This window comes from Inhella sp. (assembly GCF_027532025.1).
Lineage (GTDB): Bacteria > Pseudomonadota > Gammaproteobacteria > Burkholderiales > Burkholderiaceae_C > Inhella.
In genome coordinates, this window is sequence record NZ_JAPZSY010000110.1 from 1 (window position 1) to 15164 (window position 15164).

At 70.1% G+C, this 15164-nt stretch carries 15 protein-coding genes; 14 read left to right on the top strand and 1 reads right to left on the bottom strand.

All coding sequences use genetic code 11. The features are described 5' to 3' along the window. The first annotated feature begins 99 nt into the window (after positions 1-99). Positions 100-300 carry a heavy-metal-associated domain-containing protein gene (locus O9335_RS13745; protein ID WP_298389057.1) on the top strand — a complete coding sequence of 67 codons (201 nt, stop codon included), beginning with the start codon at positions 100-102 and terminating at the stop codon, positions 298-300. Here the strand turns inward: O9335_RS13745 and O9335_RS13750 are convergent. After that, complete coding sequence (locus tag O9335_RS13750; RefSeq protein WP_298389059.1) at positions 285-2996, bottom strand: DUF3857 domain-containing protein; 2712 nt, start codon at positions 2994-2996, stop codon at positions 285-287. The two genes, O9335_RS13745 and O9335_RS13750, sit on opposite strands and share 16 nt — an antisense overlap. Positions 2997-3151: 155 nt before the next feature. Here O9335_RS13750 and O9335_RS13755 point away from each other — a divergent pair, with 155 nt between their 5' ends. The 13 genes from O9335_RS13755 to O9335_RS13815 all read left to right on the top strand — a co-directional run. Next, positions 3152-4774 carry a carboxyl transferase domain-containing protein gene (locus O9335_RS13755; protein WP_298389061.1) on the top strand — a complete coding sequence of 541 codons (1623 nt, stop codon included), beginning with the start codon at positions 3152-3154 and terminating at the stop codon, positions 4772-4774. After that, a complete protein-coding gene (locus O9335_RS13760) occupies positions 4774-5310 on the top strand; it encodes a GNAT family N-acetyltransferase (RefSeq protein ID WP_298389063.1) in 537 nt (178 codons plus the stop codon). The genes O9335_RS13755 and O9335_RS13760 overlap by 1 nt, the downstream gene beginning before the upstream one ends. Continuing rightward, positions 5307-6125 (top strand): M48 family metalloprotease, encoded by an 819-nt coding sequence (locus O9335_RS13765; RefSeq protein ID WP_298389065.1) that lies wholly within the window; start codon positions 5307-5309, stop codon positions 6123-6125. The genes O9335_RS13760 and O9335_RS13765 overlap by 4 nt, the downstream gene beginning before the upstream one ends. An 8-nt stretch (positions 6126-6133) precedes the next feature. Beyond that, entirely contained in the window at positions 6134-6913 is a 780-nt protein-coding gene (locus O9335_RS13770; RefSeq protein ID WP_298389067.1) for an enoyl-CoA hydratase/isomerase family protein, read from the top strand. Next, positions 6904-8274 carry an aminotransferase class III-fold pyridoxal phosphate-dependent enzyme gene (locus O9335_RS13775; protein WP_298389069.1) on the top strand — a complete coding sequence of 457 codons (1371 nt, stop codon included), beginning with the start codon at positions 6904-6906 and terminating at the stop codon, positions 8272-8274. The genes O9335_RS13770 and O9335_RS13775 overlap by 10 nt, the downstream gene beginning before the upstream one ends. Next, positions 8267-9430, top strand: coding sequence for an 8-amino-7-oxononanoate synthase (bioF, locus tag O9335_RS13780; protein WP_298389071.1), 1164 nt, complete (start codon positions 8267-8269; stop codon positions 9428-9430). The genes O9335_RS13775 and bioF overlap by 8 nt, the downstream gene beginning before the upstream one ends. Then, positions 9427-10128: a dethiobiotin synthase gene (bioD, locus tag O9335_RS13785; protein WP_298389073.1), complete on the top strand. Its 702-nt coding sequence runs from the start codon at positions 9427-9429 to the stop codon at positions 10126-10128. The genes bioF and bioD overlap by 4 nt, the downstream gene beginning before the upstream one ends. Next, positions 10125-11912: a hypothetical protein gene (locus O9335_RS13790; RefSeq protein WP_298389075.1), complete on the top strand. Its 1788-nt coding sequence runs from the start codon at positions 10125-10127 to the stop codon at positions 11910-11912. The genes bioD and O9335_RS13790 overlap by 4 nt, the downstream gene beginning before the upstream one ends. A gap of 84 nt (positions 11913-11996) precedes the next feature. Continuing rightward, positions 11997-13073 carry a biotin synthase BioB gene (bioB, locus tag O9335_RS13795; RefSeq protein ID WP_298389077.1) on the top strand — a complete coding sequence of 359 codons (1077 nt, stop codon included), beginning with the start codon at positions 11997-11999 and terminating at the stop codon, positions 13071-13073. A gap of 2 nt (positions 13074-13075) precedes the next feature. Continuing rightward, complete coding sequence (locus O9335_RS13800; protein ID WP_298389079.1) at positions 13076-13543, top strand: GNAT family N-acetyltransferase; 468 nt, start codon at positions 13076-13078, stop codon at positions 13541-13543. Positions 13544-13628: 85 nt separating this feature from the next. Then, positions 13629-14243: a DUF4126 domain-containing protein gene (locus O9335_RS13805; RefSeq protein ID WP_298389081.1), complete on the top strand. Its 615-nt coding sequence runs from the start codon at positions 13629-13631 to the stop codon at positions 14241-14243. Beyond that, positions 14240-14590, top strand: coding sequence for a DUF3147 family protein (locus O9335_RS13810; RefSeq protein WP_298389083.1), 351 nt, complete (start codon positions 14240-14242; stop codon positions 14588-14590). The genes O9335_RS13805 and O9335_RS13810 overlap by 4 nt, the downstream gene beginning before the upstream one ends. Positions 14591-14673: 83 nt before the next feature. Beyond that, positions 14674-15164: biotin carboxylase N-terminal domain-containing protein (locus tag O9335_RS13815; RefSeq protein WP_298389085.1), on the top strand; the 491-nt coding region annotated here is incomplete at its 3' end.

Here is a 15164-nt window from a genome sequence, read left to right on the forward strand (position 1 = left end):
GCGGCGCAGTGCATGCCGCCGATCAAAACCGACAGGTCCAGGGGGCGTAGGGCGTCCATGCAGGCAGTGTAGGAAGCGGGGCCGGACCACAATCGGCGCATGAACACCGAACACACCTTCCAGGTTCCTGATTTGAGTTGCGGCCATTGCGTGGCCAGCGTCACCAAGGCCTTGGCGCCGCTGGGCGCGCAGGTGCAGGCCGATCCGGCCACCAAGCAGGTGCGCGTGAGCGCGCCGGCCACGGTGGCGCGGACCGAGCTGGTCGCGGCCTTGGTTGCCGCGGGCTACCCGCCGGCTTGAACCAAGGCGGCTTCCGCGGGAGGCGGCGAGGACGGGGCGGCTGCCTCGGTCTCGTGCCGCCGCACCAAGGTGGCACGCACCCGGTCTGAGCGCCAGAAGTAGGCCGCCCACAGCAGGTTGACGACGACGGCGCGCCAGGCTTGGTACGCGTCCTTGCTGCTCTCGGCCTCGGCCAGCAAGGGGAAGAAGAGCATGGCCATGCGTCCGAACAGCGTGATCGCGGCGGCGCCAAGCAGGGTGGCGATGACCACGGGCACGGCGGCGCTGCGCCGCCGCAGCACCAGCGCGACCGACAAGCCCAGTGCGCCGGTCAGCAGCACCTGCGCCACCAGCTCGAACAGCAGGTAGGGTCGCAGGCCGGCCCCCACCTCCCCGGCCGCTTCGAGCGGTCCCCAGCTGACCCACTCCGCGTGGGTGAAGGTGCCGGCCAGGCCCCACAGGCTGTAGAGCGTCATGCCGACGCCCAGGGTCAGCGCCAGCGTGGCCCAGCCCAGCCAGCCGCCGAGGCCGAAGGGGGCGTCCGCGCGCTGCACCGGCCACGGGGTCGGGTTCCACCGCCACAGCCGGGGCCAGGCCCAGGCGATGGCCACCAGCGCCAGCGTCACGGCCACAGCGGGCACCCAGTGCGGACCGTTGTCGGCCTCGCGGGGGGGCTGGGCGGGTTGCGCGGGCGAGCTGCTTGCCTCGGACGCTGCTTCTGCGGCCACCGGCGCGCCTTCCGTGTCGTACAGGCCGTAGCTCGATTGGCGGCGCACCTGCGCCAGCTGCTCGGCGTGGCGAGCCACCTGGTCGGCGGGCACCTCGTCGGCTTGGGTGCGCAGGTGGTCTTGCAGGGTCAGGGTGTCACGCTCGAAGCGAATCTGCCGCTTCCAGTGGAAGGCATCGCTTTGGACCTCGTGGTCCTCGGGCTTGAAGGTCCAGCCCGGCGGGAGCTGGACCTCGGTCTTGACCTTGATGTCCACCCGAGAGCCCATGGCCAGCGGCGCGCGGCGCGTCACGCTGCTGGGCGCTCGCGTCTGTTCGTCCAGGTCGGGCACTTCGACGTCGCCGATGAAGCTGGTTTGCTGCTCGTTGAGCTTCCAGTAGCCGGGGATGCGGTAGCGCTCCACCACCGTCAGGCGGTTGGCGCCGCGTTCGTCCTTAACCTCCAACTCGCCGGCCGACACCAGGCCGGGGTAGCTGCGGGCATAGAAGGCCTCGTACTGCTTGCGCAGCTTGGCGCGCCCGGTGCTGGCCAGGGTGCCACGCAGCGATTCGGCGGACGCCCCGCGGGCCACGGTGGTCAAGGTCAGCGTCGGCGGTTGCGTGCGCCCGGCGCGCAGATCCAGCACGGCCTGAATCTCGCGCGTGTGGGTGCGCGCCGCCGGCCCGGCCATGGGCGCCAGCCCGCGGGTGTCGGGGTCGACGACCAAGGCCAGGCCCAGGTCGACCTGCACCCAGTCGTCCACCTTGTCGCCGCCTTGGCCCGTGCGCGTCGGATCGAGCCACAGCACCCGGTCGCCGAGCCTGGCTTGCAGCAGCACGTGGTTGAAGACGCCGGGGCTGGGGTGCAGCGGGCCAATGCCCTGTCGCCAATTGCTGTGCACCAGCGCCGCTCGGGCGTCGATGCCCAGCCCGCGCAGCAAGGCCAGCGCGAGCAGGGTTTTGTCCTTGCAATCGCCAAAACGGCGACGCAGCACCGACTCGGGGTCGTGCGGGCGGTGGGAGTTGACGCCGATCTCGAAGCCCAGGTAGCGGATCTCGTCCTGCACGAAGCGCAGTGCCAGGCGCAGGCGTTGCTCGGCCGTTTCACCCTGCCGGCGCAGGCGCTGGATCTCTGCTTGGAGCAAAGGCCCAGGGCTGCTGGGCACGGCGTACAGCGGCTGGGCCCAGGCGGCCACGGCGGCCCAGTCTGGGAACTCGCTGAACTGCAGCCTGGGAAAGGGGTCGTGCCAATTGGGGGTGTCCGAGTCGACCATCAAGGCGGGCAGGTTGCGCTGCGACACGGTGTAGACCGTCATGTCGCCGATGGTGTTGCCCAGCGGCACCTTGGCACCACGCAGGCCGCGCCAGAACAACGGGCGCCCGCGCGGCCAAAGCACGCGCGCGTGGCGCTCCAGCACGGGCACGCCCCACTGCATGTCCAGTGCCCCAAAGTGCCGGCCTCCGAACACCGGGTTGACCCCATCGCGGCTGAAGGCGTAGTCGACCACATCGCCTTCGCGGATGTCGTCCAGCACGACGCTGGCCGTGAGCTGGCCGTCGAACAGCAGCTCGTCCAGCCCGCCTTCGCGCTGCAGGACCTTGATGCGCGCACGCCCCAGGTGCGACACCACCCGATCGCCGCGGCGCACCAGCAGGTGGTGAAGCGTGAGGGTTTGGTACTCGGGGTCGAAGTCGAACTTCAGGTTGCCAATTTGCTCGACGCCCTGGGGGCCGAGGGCTTGGCTCACCACGCGGCGGTATTCGCTGCGCTGCGCACCGTCGAACCGAAACTGGTCGTCGACCAGCAAGTAACGCACGGCGCCCCCGTGGGCTTGGTCGTTCGGCTTGGAATCGGTCGATGGCACCGGCACGGCGGTGACCCAGGCTGGCGCAGCGGCGGTTTTGACCGCAGGAAGGGGCGCCGCCGCAGCCGCCAGCGCGACAAAGGCCAAGCCCCAACCCAAACTCCATCGGACCCATGCCCGCAGGCCGCGGGCTTTTGTGTGGCGCATGCCGTCTCCCTGTTGCCCTCTTGGCGCCGTGCACCGTCGGGTCTGGCGAGATTGTCTGCAAGCCTCGTCAGGGCCAAGCCTCGGGCTTCCCGCAGGTTGGCTCGCATCCAGCCTGACAATGCGCGCCGCTTCGCGACTCCCACAAGGACCCCCGAATGGCCCACTTGGTCAGCCAGCTCAACCCCCGCTCGGCCGATTTCCAAGCCGCTGCGCAGACCATGCGCGCGCTCGTTGACGACCTTCGTAGCAAGCTCGACCGCATCGCCCAAGGCGGCGGCGAGGCCGCGCGTGCCAAGCACACCGCCCGCGGCAAGCTGCTGCCGCGCGACCGCGTGGCGATGCTGCTCGACCCCGACTCGCCCTTCCTCGAAGTGGCGCCGCTGGCCGCGCTGAACGTCTACAAAGAGAAGGACGGCAGCGACAGCGCGCCCTGCGCCGGCGTCATCGCCGGCATCGGCCGCGTGGCCGGCGTCGAATGCATGGTGGTGTGCAACGACGCCACCGTGAAGGGCGGCACCTACTACCCGCTCACCGTCAAGAAGCACCTGCGGGCGCAAGAGATCGCGCAGCAAAACCGCCTGCCCTGCATCTACCTGGTGGACAGCGGCGGCGCCAACCTGCCGAACCAGGACGAGGTCTTCCCCGATCGCGACCATTTCGGCCGCATCTTCTTCAACCAAGCCAACCTCAGCGCCGACGGCGTGCCGCAGATCGCGGTGGTCATGGGCTCGTGCACGGCCGGCGGCGCCTACGTGCCGGCCATGAGCGACGAAACCATCATCGTCAAGAACCAGGGCACCATCTTCTTGGGCGGCCCGCCGCTGGTGAAGGCGGCCACGGGCGAGGTGGTGAGCGCCGAGGACCTGGGCGGCGGCGACGTGCACACGCGGCTTTCTGGCGTGGCCGACCACCTGGCCGACAACGACACCCACGCGCTGGCCCTGGCCCGCCAGGTGGTGGGCAGCCTGAACTGGACCAAGGCCAACCCGCTGCGCTGCCAAGCGCCCAAGCCCCCGCGCTACGCGGTGGACGAACTGCATGGCGTGATTCCCACCGACGCTCGCAAGCCCTTCGACGTGCGCGAGGTCATCGCCCGCGTGGTCGACGACTCGGCCTTCGACGAGTTCAAGGCGCGTTACGGCACCACCCTGGTGTGCGGCTTCGCCCACATCGAGGGCATGCCCGTGGGCATCGTGGCCAACAACGGCATCCTGTTCACCGAGAGCGCCAACAAGGGCGCGCACTTCATCGAGCTGTGCTGCCAGCGCAAGATCCCCTTGGTCTTCCTGCAGAACATCACCGGCTTCATGGTCGGCCGCAAGGTCGAGAACGAAGGCATCGCCCGCGCCGGCGCCAAGATGGTCACCGCCGTGGCCTGCGCGCAGGTGCCCAAGTTCACCGTGATCATTGGCGGCAGCTTTGGCGCGGGCAACTACGGCATGTGCGGCCGCGCCTACTCGCCCCGCTTCCTGTGGATGTGGCCGAACGCGCGCATCAGCGTGATGGGCGGTGAACAGGCCGCCGGCGTGCTGGCCACCGTGAAGCGCGACGGCCTTGAGGCCAAAGGTGGCACCTGGAGCGCCGAAGAGGAAGAAGCCTTCAAGGCCCCCATCCGCCAGCAGTACGAGGAGCAAGGCCACCCCTACTACGCCAGCGCCCGCCTGTGGGACGACGGCGTGATCGACCCCGCCGACACGCGCCGCGTGCTGGGCCTGGCCCTGTCGGCCGCGCTGAACGCGCCAATCCCCGACACCAAGTTCGGCGTGTTCCGCATGTGATGACGGCGGTGCTGCGCCCTTGGGCCGACGGCGACTCCGTCGCCGAGCTGACCGCCTTGCTGCACGCCGCCTACGCGAGCCTGGCGGCCCAGGGCTGGAACTTCACCGCCGTGGACCAGCCCGAGTCGGTCACCCGCGAACGCCTGGCCGGCGCCCACGCCTTTGTGGCCGTGGCGCCCGATGGTCGATTGGTGGGCACGGTGGCCGTCAGCGACCCAAAGTCGGCCGAGGCCGGCTACTTGGCCGACCCCGCGCCGCCGCTCTACTGCCAGCCCGACACCGCGGTGCTGGCCCAATTGGCCGTGCACCCCGACTGGCGCGGCCAGGGCCTGGCCGAACGGTTGATGGACGCCGCCGAGGCCTGGGCCCACTCGCAGGGCTACGCGCACGCCGCGCTGGACACCGCCGAACCCGCTACCGCTTTGCGCCAGCGTTACGCCCGCCGCGGCTACGCCGAATGCGGCCGCGTGCAGTGGCAGGGCAAAACCTACGCGTCGGTCCTGATGCGCAAACGCCTTCACGCAACTCAGCCATGAGCACTGCACATGCACCGACCTGCTCATGGCTCCAGCGCTTGCTTCTCGCGGCCTGTGCTGCAGTGTGTGCCGTCAATGCCAGCGCTGCCGATGACGCTGCCTTTGAGCGCGTGGTGAAGCGCCTGAGTTGGTCAGCCGGGCCGTGGTGCGATCGGATGGCCGATCTGGATGCGAACGGTGTTCGACGCTGCCGGCCATCGGTGAAGATGGTCGACGAACTACCCACTGCGGCCTACGCATTCATGGGCCAGCAGCGCATCAACCGAAGCAGCATGGAGCGGGTCAACGAGCCTCAATTGGCTGCTGTCTTGGGCCACGAAATGGCGCACTCTTTGTTGGGACACGGGTTGTTCAACGTGCGTCGGCTCAGTCCCCATGCCATTCACCTCCTTGGGCTTTTGGAGCGTTCGGAGCCTCACCCTCACCCCGACACCCCCGACGATCCAAGAGCGCGTGAACTCGATGCCGACCTACTCGGGTTGTACTTGGCGGGTTTGGCCGGGTACCGGGTCTTTGAGGTGGCCACGATGGCGGACCGCTTGCCTGACCTCCATCCCACATACGCGGACGTGACCTCCACTCACCCCAAGGCCAAGGAACGCAAGGAGTTGCTGTATCGAGCCGCCGTTCGCTTTTGCGAGCAACTGCGCAAGGGTCAACTTTTGCAGCCCGATCCTGTCCGCCTACACGTCACCTATGAAAGCCGTGAGGAAGAGGTTCGAGCGCGGCAGAACCTTTTGGTCGCGGACGATGTTTGCGCACCTGCTGAGGCTCCTCAACCGGACGCTGCCGCTCCCGCGACCACAACGAACTAGACACCACCATGAGCACCCTCAAGATCAATATCGATGGGGCCATCGCCCGCGTCACCCTCAGCCGTCCCGAGGTGCGCAACGCCTTCAACGAGGCCGTCATCGGCGACCTCACCGCCGCCTTCCTGGACCTGGGCGCCCGCAAGGAGCTGCGCGCCATCGTGCTGGCCGCCGAGGGCAAGGCCTTCTGCGCCGGGGCCGACCTGAACTGGATGCGCGCCATGGCCCAGTTCAGCTGGGATGAAAACCACGAGGACGCGCGCCGCTTGGCCGACATGCTCTGGGCGATCTACCACTGCCCCGTGCCGGTCGTGGCGCGCGTGCAGGGCGATGTCTACGCCGGCGGCGTGGGCCTGGTGGCCTGCGCCGACGTGGTCGTCAGCACGGCGAACGCCGGCTATTGCCTGAGCGAGGCCAAGCTCGGCCTGCTGCCTGCCACCATCGGCCCTTACGTCGTGAAGGCGATGGGCGAGCGCCAGGCCCGCCGCTACTTCACCACGGCCGAGCGCTTCGACGCCGCCACCGCCCAGGCCTTGGGCCTGGTGCACGAGGTGGTGGCCGACGAGGCGGCGCTGGACGCCAAGGTGGACGAACTGACCGCCGCGCTGTGCGTCAACGGCCCGCACGCCGTGCGCGCCTGCAAGAAGCTGGTGCTGGACCTGGCCGAGCACCCGCTGACCTCCGCCATGCGCGACGACACGGCGCGCCGCATCGCCGACATCCGGGCCTCGCACGAAGGGCAGGCCGGCGTGCAGAGTTTCCTGAACAAGACCCCTGCCCCTTGGCTTTGAATCCCTTGACCAACGCGACCCTGGCCGCGCGCAGCCGCGCCGCCGTTTGGCACCCCTGCACGCAAATGGCCCGGCTCGACGCCGTGCCGCCCCTCCCCATGGTGCGCGGCGACGGCCCCTGGCTGATCGACGCCGATGGCCGGCGCTACTTCGACGCCACCAGCGCCTGGTGGACCAACCTCTTCGGCCACAGCGACGTGGGCTTGCAGCAGGCCATCGCGCGCCAGGCGGCCACGCTGCCGCACGTGATGCTGGCCGGCTGCACCCACGAACCTGCCATCGAGTTGGCCGAGGGCCTGCGCGCCCTCACCGGCGGCGCGCTGGGTCATGCCTTCTTCGGCAGCGATGGCGCCAGCGCCACCGAGATCGCGCTCAAGATGAGCGCTCATTTCTGGCGCAACCAGGGCCAGCCGCAGAAGTGCGAATTCATCGCCCTGGCCGGTGGCTACCACGGCGAGACCTTGGGCGCGCTGTCGGTCACCGACGTGCCGATCTTTCGCGACGCCTACGCGCCGCTGCTGCGCGCCACGCACCTGGCGCCGGCGCTGCACGAACCGGGCGCGCTGGCGGCCATCGAGCGCTTGCTCGCTCAGCTGGACGGCCGCTGCGCGGCGCTGATCGTCGAGCCCCTGATCCAAGGCGCCAGCGGCATGCGCATGCACGGGCCCGAGGTGCTGCGCGCACTGCGCGCGCTGTGCACCCAGCACGGCGTGCACCTCATTGCCGACGAGATCGCGGTGGGCTGCGGGCGCACCGGCACCTTTTTCGCGTGGGAGCACACGCTGGCACCTGATGAAGTTGAAGGCTCGACCACACCACCGTTCGGCCTGAGGTATCGAAGGCCAGCGACCAGCACCGATTGGCCCGACTTCGTGCTGCTGAGCAAGGGCATCACGGGCGGCACGCTGCCCCTGTCCGTGGTGCTGACCACCGACACCGTCTTCAACGCCTTCCTGAGCCCCGACGTGGCGCGCGGCTTCCTGCACAGCCACTCGTACACCGGCAACGCCATCGTGTGCGCGGCCGCCTGCGAGGTGCTGCGGCGCTTCCGCGAGACCGACCTGCTGCAGCAACTGCCGCGGCAGGCCCACGCTCTGCGCGAGGCCTTCGCGCCGCTGGCGCAGCACCCGCGCGTCACCGCGTTGCGCCAAACCGGCATGGTGTTGGCCTTCGACGTGACGGATTCCGGCGAGCGCTTTGCCGAACGCTTCCACCTGGCGGCGCGTCGGCACGAGCTGCTCATCCGCCCCATCGGCGCCACCGTGTATCTGATGCCGCCCTACCTGATCGACGCGCCCACCGCGCAGTGGCTGGCCCAGGCCGTGCGCGCCACGCTGGACGAGGTGCTGGCCGGTGCTTGATTACCTGCAACAGCAACTGCGCGAGCGCGAAGCGCAGGCGCTGACGCGCGTGCGCCGGCAGGCCGGCACGCCCACCGCGCCGCGCCAAACCATCGACGGCCGGCCCATGCTGGCCTTCTGCTCGAACGACTACCTCGGCCTGGCCCAGCACCCGAAGGTGGTGGCGGCCTTGCAAGAGGGCGCGCGGCGTTACGGCGCCGGCAGCGGGGCCTCGCACCTCATCAGCGGGCACAGCGTGGCGCACCAGCAGCTGGAGGACCGCCTGGCCGACTTCATGGCGCCCTGTATCCCTGGCGCGCGGGCGCTGAGTTTCTCCACCGGCTACATGGCCAACCTGGCGGCGGTGACGGCGCTGGGCGGGGAGGGCACCGACGTCTTTTCGGAGCGCCTGAACCATGCCTGCTTGATCGACGGCGCGCGCCTGGCCCGGGGCCGCAAGCAGGTCTTCGGCAGCGTGGACGAGCTGGCCGAGCAACTGCGCGCCAGCACCGCGCCGCGCAAGCTCATCGCCACCGACGCGGTCTTCAGCATGGACGGCCACCTGGCCCCGCTGGCCGAGCTGCTGGCCCTGGCGGAGCGGCACGACGCGCTGCTGCTGGTGGACGACGCGCACGGCTTTGGCGTGCTCGGCCCCCAGGGCCGGGGCAGCCTGGCGCACTTGGGGCTCCGCACCGAGCGCCTGGTGCTGATGGGCACCCTGGGCAAGGCCGCTGGCGTGGCCGGCGCCTTCGTGGCGGCGCATCCGGTGGTGGTGGAGTGGTTGGTGCAAACCGCGCGCAGCTACATCTTCACCACCGCCGCGCCGCCAGCGCTGGCGCACGCGCTGCTCACCAGCCTGGACCTGATCGAGGGCAAGGAGGGCGAGCGCCGCCGTGCACAGCTGGAGCTGCTGCAAGCCCAGTTGGTGGACGGCTTGCGGCCATTGGCTGAAGCCCGCGGCTGGCAGCTGCCGCGCAGCGACACGCCCATCCAGCCGCTCATCGTGGGCGACAACCAAGCCGCGCTGGACCTTGCCGCTCGGCTCGACGCCGCCGGCATCCGCGTGCCCGCCATCCGCCCGCCCACGGTGGCGCCCGGCACCGCACGCCTGCGCATCACCCTGTGCGCCGACCACACCACCCAAGACATCGACACCCTGATCGCTGCGCTTTCATGACCCGCTTGTTCTTCGTCACCGGCACCGACACCGAAATCGGCAAGACCACCACCACCGCCGCACTCACGCACTGGGCCGCGGGCCAGGGCCTGCGCGCGGCCGGCCTCAAGCCCGTGGCCGCGGGCCAAGAGCAGGTCGATGGCCATTGGGTCAACGAAGACGTGCTGGCCCTGCACGCCGCCCAGCGCGCGGGCCTGACGCTCGAGCAGGTCGGCCCGATCCAGCTGAAGACGCCCTGCGCCCCCCACCTGGCCGCGCGCCTGGAGGGCACGGCCATTCGCCGCGAGGCCGTGCTGGCCGCCGTGCGCGCGCCGCTGGCCCAGTTGGACCTGGCCTTTGTCGAAGGCGTGGGCGGCTGGCGCGTGCCGCTGGACGAACAAGCCGGCTGGGACAGCGCCGACTTCGCGCGCGAGCTGGCTGCGCCGGTCGTCTTGGTCGTCGGCCTGCGCCTGGGCTGCATCAACCACGCCCTGCTCACGGCCGAGGCCATTGCCGCGCGCGGCCTGACCCTGGCCGGCTGGGTCGGCAACACCGTGGACGCCGGCATGCTGCAACACGCCGACAATCTCGCCACTCTGAAGGCGCTGCTGCCCGCCCCGTGTTTAGGCGCCGTGCCCCGACTCCAACACCCGACCCCGTCCGCCGTCGCGGCCTGCCTCGACGCGGAACTGCTGAAGAAAGTGCTGCTCACGCCATGAACTCATGGATGACCGAGATGACGGGCTTCCGCACCGCCCGAGATGCTGTGAGAGTTGCGCCTGCCGGGTGGAGCGGTCGTGCCAGGGCGGTGTTGGTGGCGGTGGGCTGGGGGCTAGCGGCCGCAGGCGGAATGGCCGGCACCTTGCAGATCGAGGGCCGGTGGCGCGACGACGGTACCTTGCAGGTCAGCTATACCCCGCCAGACGGGGTGCGCACGCTGGAGTTGAACCATACGCCCGAGGTGAAGGCCTGGTGGGGCCGCCAGGTGATGGCGGCCGACTCCTGCACCGTGCTGGAGGGCTTGACCCTGCGCTTGGCAGCGGGCTGTCGTCGGGCCACCCTGCGGGTGCAGCCGCAACTGCTGGCCGCCAACGCCCAGTACGAGCCCGCCCAGCCCGTGGGCGATCCCGAAGCGCCGGTTGGGGTTGTGGCTTTCTTGGGCGCCTATGCCGCACCCGTGGCCGGTCACGGCCTGCGCTGGGTGTGGCATCCGCCCCAAGGCGGTGAGGTGCTGTGGCAGGGGCGATGGGCCAAACAGCGGCTCACGCAGTGGTTCAGCGCGAAGGAGGTGGATGCGGCTCTGGCTCAACGCCAACACGGGGGTGCTTGGCTGTCGGCGGTGGGGGCCCATCAGATGGCGTACCTGGGGCGCGCCCCTTCTCAATCCTTCGGAGCCGGCCGCTTGGTGTGGGACCCCCGGCTGGACGCTGACCGCCGGACGCTCATTCTGGACACCTTGACCCGCACCACGGCTCGCCTGACGCGGGCGTATGGAGTGGGCATGGCCGGGCCCGCGGGCGTGGTCGTGGCCTTGAGCGACCGGCCCGGCTACCACGGCGATACCGACGGTGGCAGGATGATGCGCTTGCGCTTGGCGCAAACGGCGCGCGACGGCGATGCGGGTTGGCTGCGGGGATTTGTCTCGCACGAAGTGGTGCACTGGTGGAACGCGGGCCGTTACACCACGGACCACACCGAGCCTTGGCTGCACGAAGGCCACGCGGAGTGGATGGCCCTTCTCTTGGGGCTAGAGCAAGGCTGGATGGATTTGGCCACTGTGCAGCGCGCCGCGCAGGGGGCTGTGCAAGCCTGCGTCGACTTGGCCGGCGGGCTCACCCTGGCCCAAATGGCCGCCAATCGCAACCAGGGCATATACACCTGTGGGGTGGCCTTGCTGGTTCTGGCGCAAGCGCACCGGCGCGCGGCCGAGCCGGGCGTGTCGCTGGTGGAACAGTTGGCCAGCTTGCACCGCCTGGATCCCCATTTGAGCCGGCGCAGCTTGGTGGCCTGGGGCGGCGCTCAGGCCCTGGCCCCCTGGTGGCTTGGTCCGGAGCAAGCTTTGGGGCCGCCCCTTCGTCACCACCTGGAGCAGCTGGGCTTGTTCAACCGCCAAACCGTGGCCGAGGCGGCGCTTTCCCCGCGAGACAGCCAACAGTGGCTAGGCGCCTTGATGGCTGCCGACTGCCAAGGCGTCAGCTTTTACAGCTTCGACCACGAGGTGCAACTGGCGCCCAACGGCACCATGCGATGCGTCAGTTGGCCATTGGAAGGCGCGCTACGGCGCATCGAGGGCGTGCCGGTTTTCGGTCGCTTGGCGTCGGCCCACGAGGCCTTGGTGCGCGCCTGCGCCACCGGGCCCACCTACCGGCTGGGCTTTGGGGACGGCAGCGAACGCAAGGCGACCTGCCCGGCCACCTTGCCGCCGGCCCCTGACTTGGTGCGCTGGGCCGTGGTGCCCGACGCCTGGCGCCGCTTGCTCTCGTTAGCGCCCGCAGCGCCCTGACAATGCTGGGCTGGGCCGCGCCGCCGAATGATGGGGCGCGCGCCCGTTCTTCCTGATGCCGACGATGAAAGTGCTGCTCACGCCATGAACGCTCCCGTGCAACCCATCCACCTGCACCGCCCCGTGAAAACCGCATCGGCGACGGGCCGTTCCCGAGCCGATGGCGCCCCCGTGGGGTGTGACGAAGCGGCAGCGAAGGCTGGGGGCGTCCATGCAGGCGACTGGACGGTGGCCGAGATCGAGGCGCTGTTCGCGCTGCCCTTCGCCGACCTGATGCACCGCGCGCAGACCGTGCACCGCGAGCACCACAACCCCAACGAGGTGCAGCTCAGCACCCTGCTCAGCATCAAGACCGGCGGTTGCGAAGAAGACTGCAAGTACTGCCCCCAATCGGCCCACTACGACACCGGCCTGGACGCCGACAAGCTGATGGACCTGGCCGAGGTCAAGAGCGCGGCCGAGGCCGCGAAGGCCAGCGGCGCCACGCGCTTTTGCATGGGCGCGGCCTGGCGCAGCCCCAAAGAGCGTCACATGGAGCAGCTGATGGCCATGGTGCGCGAGGTCAAGGGCCTGGGCCTGGAGACCTGCGTGACCGCGGGCATGCTGCAGCCCTCGCAGGCCCAGCAGCTCAAGGACGCCGGGCTGGACTACTACAACCACAACCTCGACACCTCGCCCGAGTTCTACGGCGAGATCATCACCACCCGCACCTACCAAGACCGCCTGGACACCCTGGCCGCCGTGCGCGAGACGGGCATGAAGGTCTGCTGCGGCGGCATCGTGGGACTGGGCGAAAGCCGCACCCAACGCGCCGGCCTGGTGGCCCAGCTGGCCAACCTGAACCCGCCGCCCGAGTCGGTGCCCATCAACAACCTGGTGCAGGTCGAAGGCACGCCGCTGGCCGGCACGGCCGAGCTGGACCCCTTCGAGTTCGTGCGCACCATCGCCGTGGCCCGCATTGCCATGCCAGCAAGCATGGTGCGCCTGAGCGCCGGCCGCGAAGCCATGCCCGAAAGCCTGCAAGCCCTGTGCTTCTTGGCCGGCGCCAACAGCATCTTCTACGGCGACAAGCTGCTGACCACCGGCAACCCGCAGGCCGAGGCCGACAAGGCCTTGTTGCAGCGTTTGGGCATGGCGGTGCAGGAAGTCGCCGCCGGCTGAGCTTGACCCCAGCACCCGCGCGCACGCCCCAACTGCGCCTGGCGCGGGCCAGCGACGCCGAGGCCTGCGCCGCCTTGGTGCGGGCGCTGAGCCCGGCGTTTTACGCGCACCCCGACGGGCGTGACACCGAGCCGTTCTTGGCGTCGATCGCTGCCGAGCGCCAGGCGCACTACATCGCTGGTTACCGCTACTGGGTGGCCGAGGTCGACCGCGCCCTTGTGGGTTTGGCGGCCGCGCGGCCGCCGCAGCACGTGTTCCACCTCTTCGTGGATGCGGCCTGGCAAGGCCAGGGCCTGGGCCGTCGGCTGATGCAGGCCTTGGTGGACGGCTTCGACCCAGCCCAAGCGGCCACCGTGAACGCCAGCTTGGCGGCCCAAGCCTTCTACGCCTGCTGGGGCTTCGAGCCCGACGGCCCTGCGCAGTGTCAGCATGGCGTCCGCTACCAGCCCATGCGCAGGCCCGCGACGTGAGCCCAGTCGCCATCGCTCACTGCGCGCGGACCGGACGTTGGCCATTGGGCCGCATGATCTTGGGCCTTCCGCGCGGGACCGCCCCATGACCCTGCCCTCCGGCTTCGACCTGCCCGACCTGATGGCCCTGGCCGCCACCCTGGGTTTGGCCAGCGGCCTGCGCCTTTACGCCGTGGTCTTCTTCACCGGCCTGGCAGGGCGCTTGGGCTGGGTGGAGCTGCCGCCGGGTTTGGTGCTGCTGCAGTCGCCCATGGTGCTGGCCGGCAGCGCTGTCTTGATGGCGGTGGAGTTCCTGGCGGACAAGGTGCCTTGGGTCGATTCCGTGTGGGACGCGGTGCACACCTTCGTTCGAATCCCGGCCGGCGCGGCGCTGGCCTACGGGGTGTTTGGCGGCGGCGACGCGCAGGCCTGGGCGCTGCTGGCGGCACTGGCGGGGGGCACGCTGGCGGCCAGCGCGCACGCGGCCAAGGCCAGCACGCGCGCCGCGGTCAACCACTCGCCCGAGCCCTTCAGCAACTGGGCCTTGTCGCTGGGCGGCGACGCCGTCGTGCCCGCGCTGCTGTGGCTGGGCTGGGCGCACCCGTTCTGGGCCCTGGGCGTGGTGCTGCTGCTGGCCCTGGCCATGGTGGGCCTGGCCTGGGCGCTGTGGCGTTTCATCGGCCGCTTGTGGCGCCGTGGGCGCCCGGAGCCGCAGCGATGAGCTGGCTGGCGATCAAGGTCGCCGTCACCGCCGCGCTGGTGGTGGCCATCGGCGAGGTGGCGCGCCGCAGCGACCGGCTGGGTGGCTTGGTGGCCGCCTTGCCCTGGGTCACCGTGCTGGCCTTGGTGTGGATGCAGGCCGAGGGCCAACCCGCCGAGAAACTGGCCCGGCACGCGCAGTACACCTTCTGGTATGTGGTGCCCACGCTGCCGATGTTCTTGCTGTTCTCCTGGTTTCTGATGCGCTGGGGCTTTTGGCCGGCCTTGCTGGCCAGTGTGGCCTTCACGGCCCTGCTGTTCTTGGCCTGGGCCTGGGTGTTGCGGCACTGGGGCATCGAGCTGCTCTGAGCGGCCCAGCGCCGATACTGCCGCCCTTGGCGACGCGCACCCGGCGTCCCGCACCAACAAAAACCCTCCCACAAGGAGCGCCGATGTTTTCCAAGATCCTGATCGCCAACCGCGGTGAGATCGCCTGCCGCGTGGCCGCCACCGCCCGCCGGATGGGCATCCAAACCGTGGCCGTTTACTCCGAGGCCGATGCCGACGCGCAGCACGTCAAAGCCTGCGACGAGGCCGTCTGCGTGGGCGGCGCCGCCCCGCGCGACTCCTACCTGCAATGGCAGCGCATCTTGGAGGCCGCCAAGGCGACCGGCGCGCAGGCCATCCCCCCGGGTTATGGCTTCCTGAGCGAGAACGAGGCCTTTGCGCAGGCCTGCGCCGATGCCGGCTTGGTCTTCATCGGCCCGCCGGCCAGCGCCATCCAGGCCATGGGCCTGAAGGCCCAGAGCAAGCGCCTGATGGAGGCTGCGGGTGTGCCCCTGGTGCCCGGCTACCACGGCGCCGACCAAGACCCAGCGCTGCTCAAGCGCGAGGCCACGCGCATCGGCTACCCCGTGCTCATCAAGGCCAGCGCCGGCGGCGG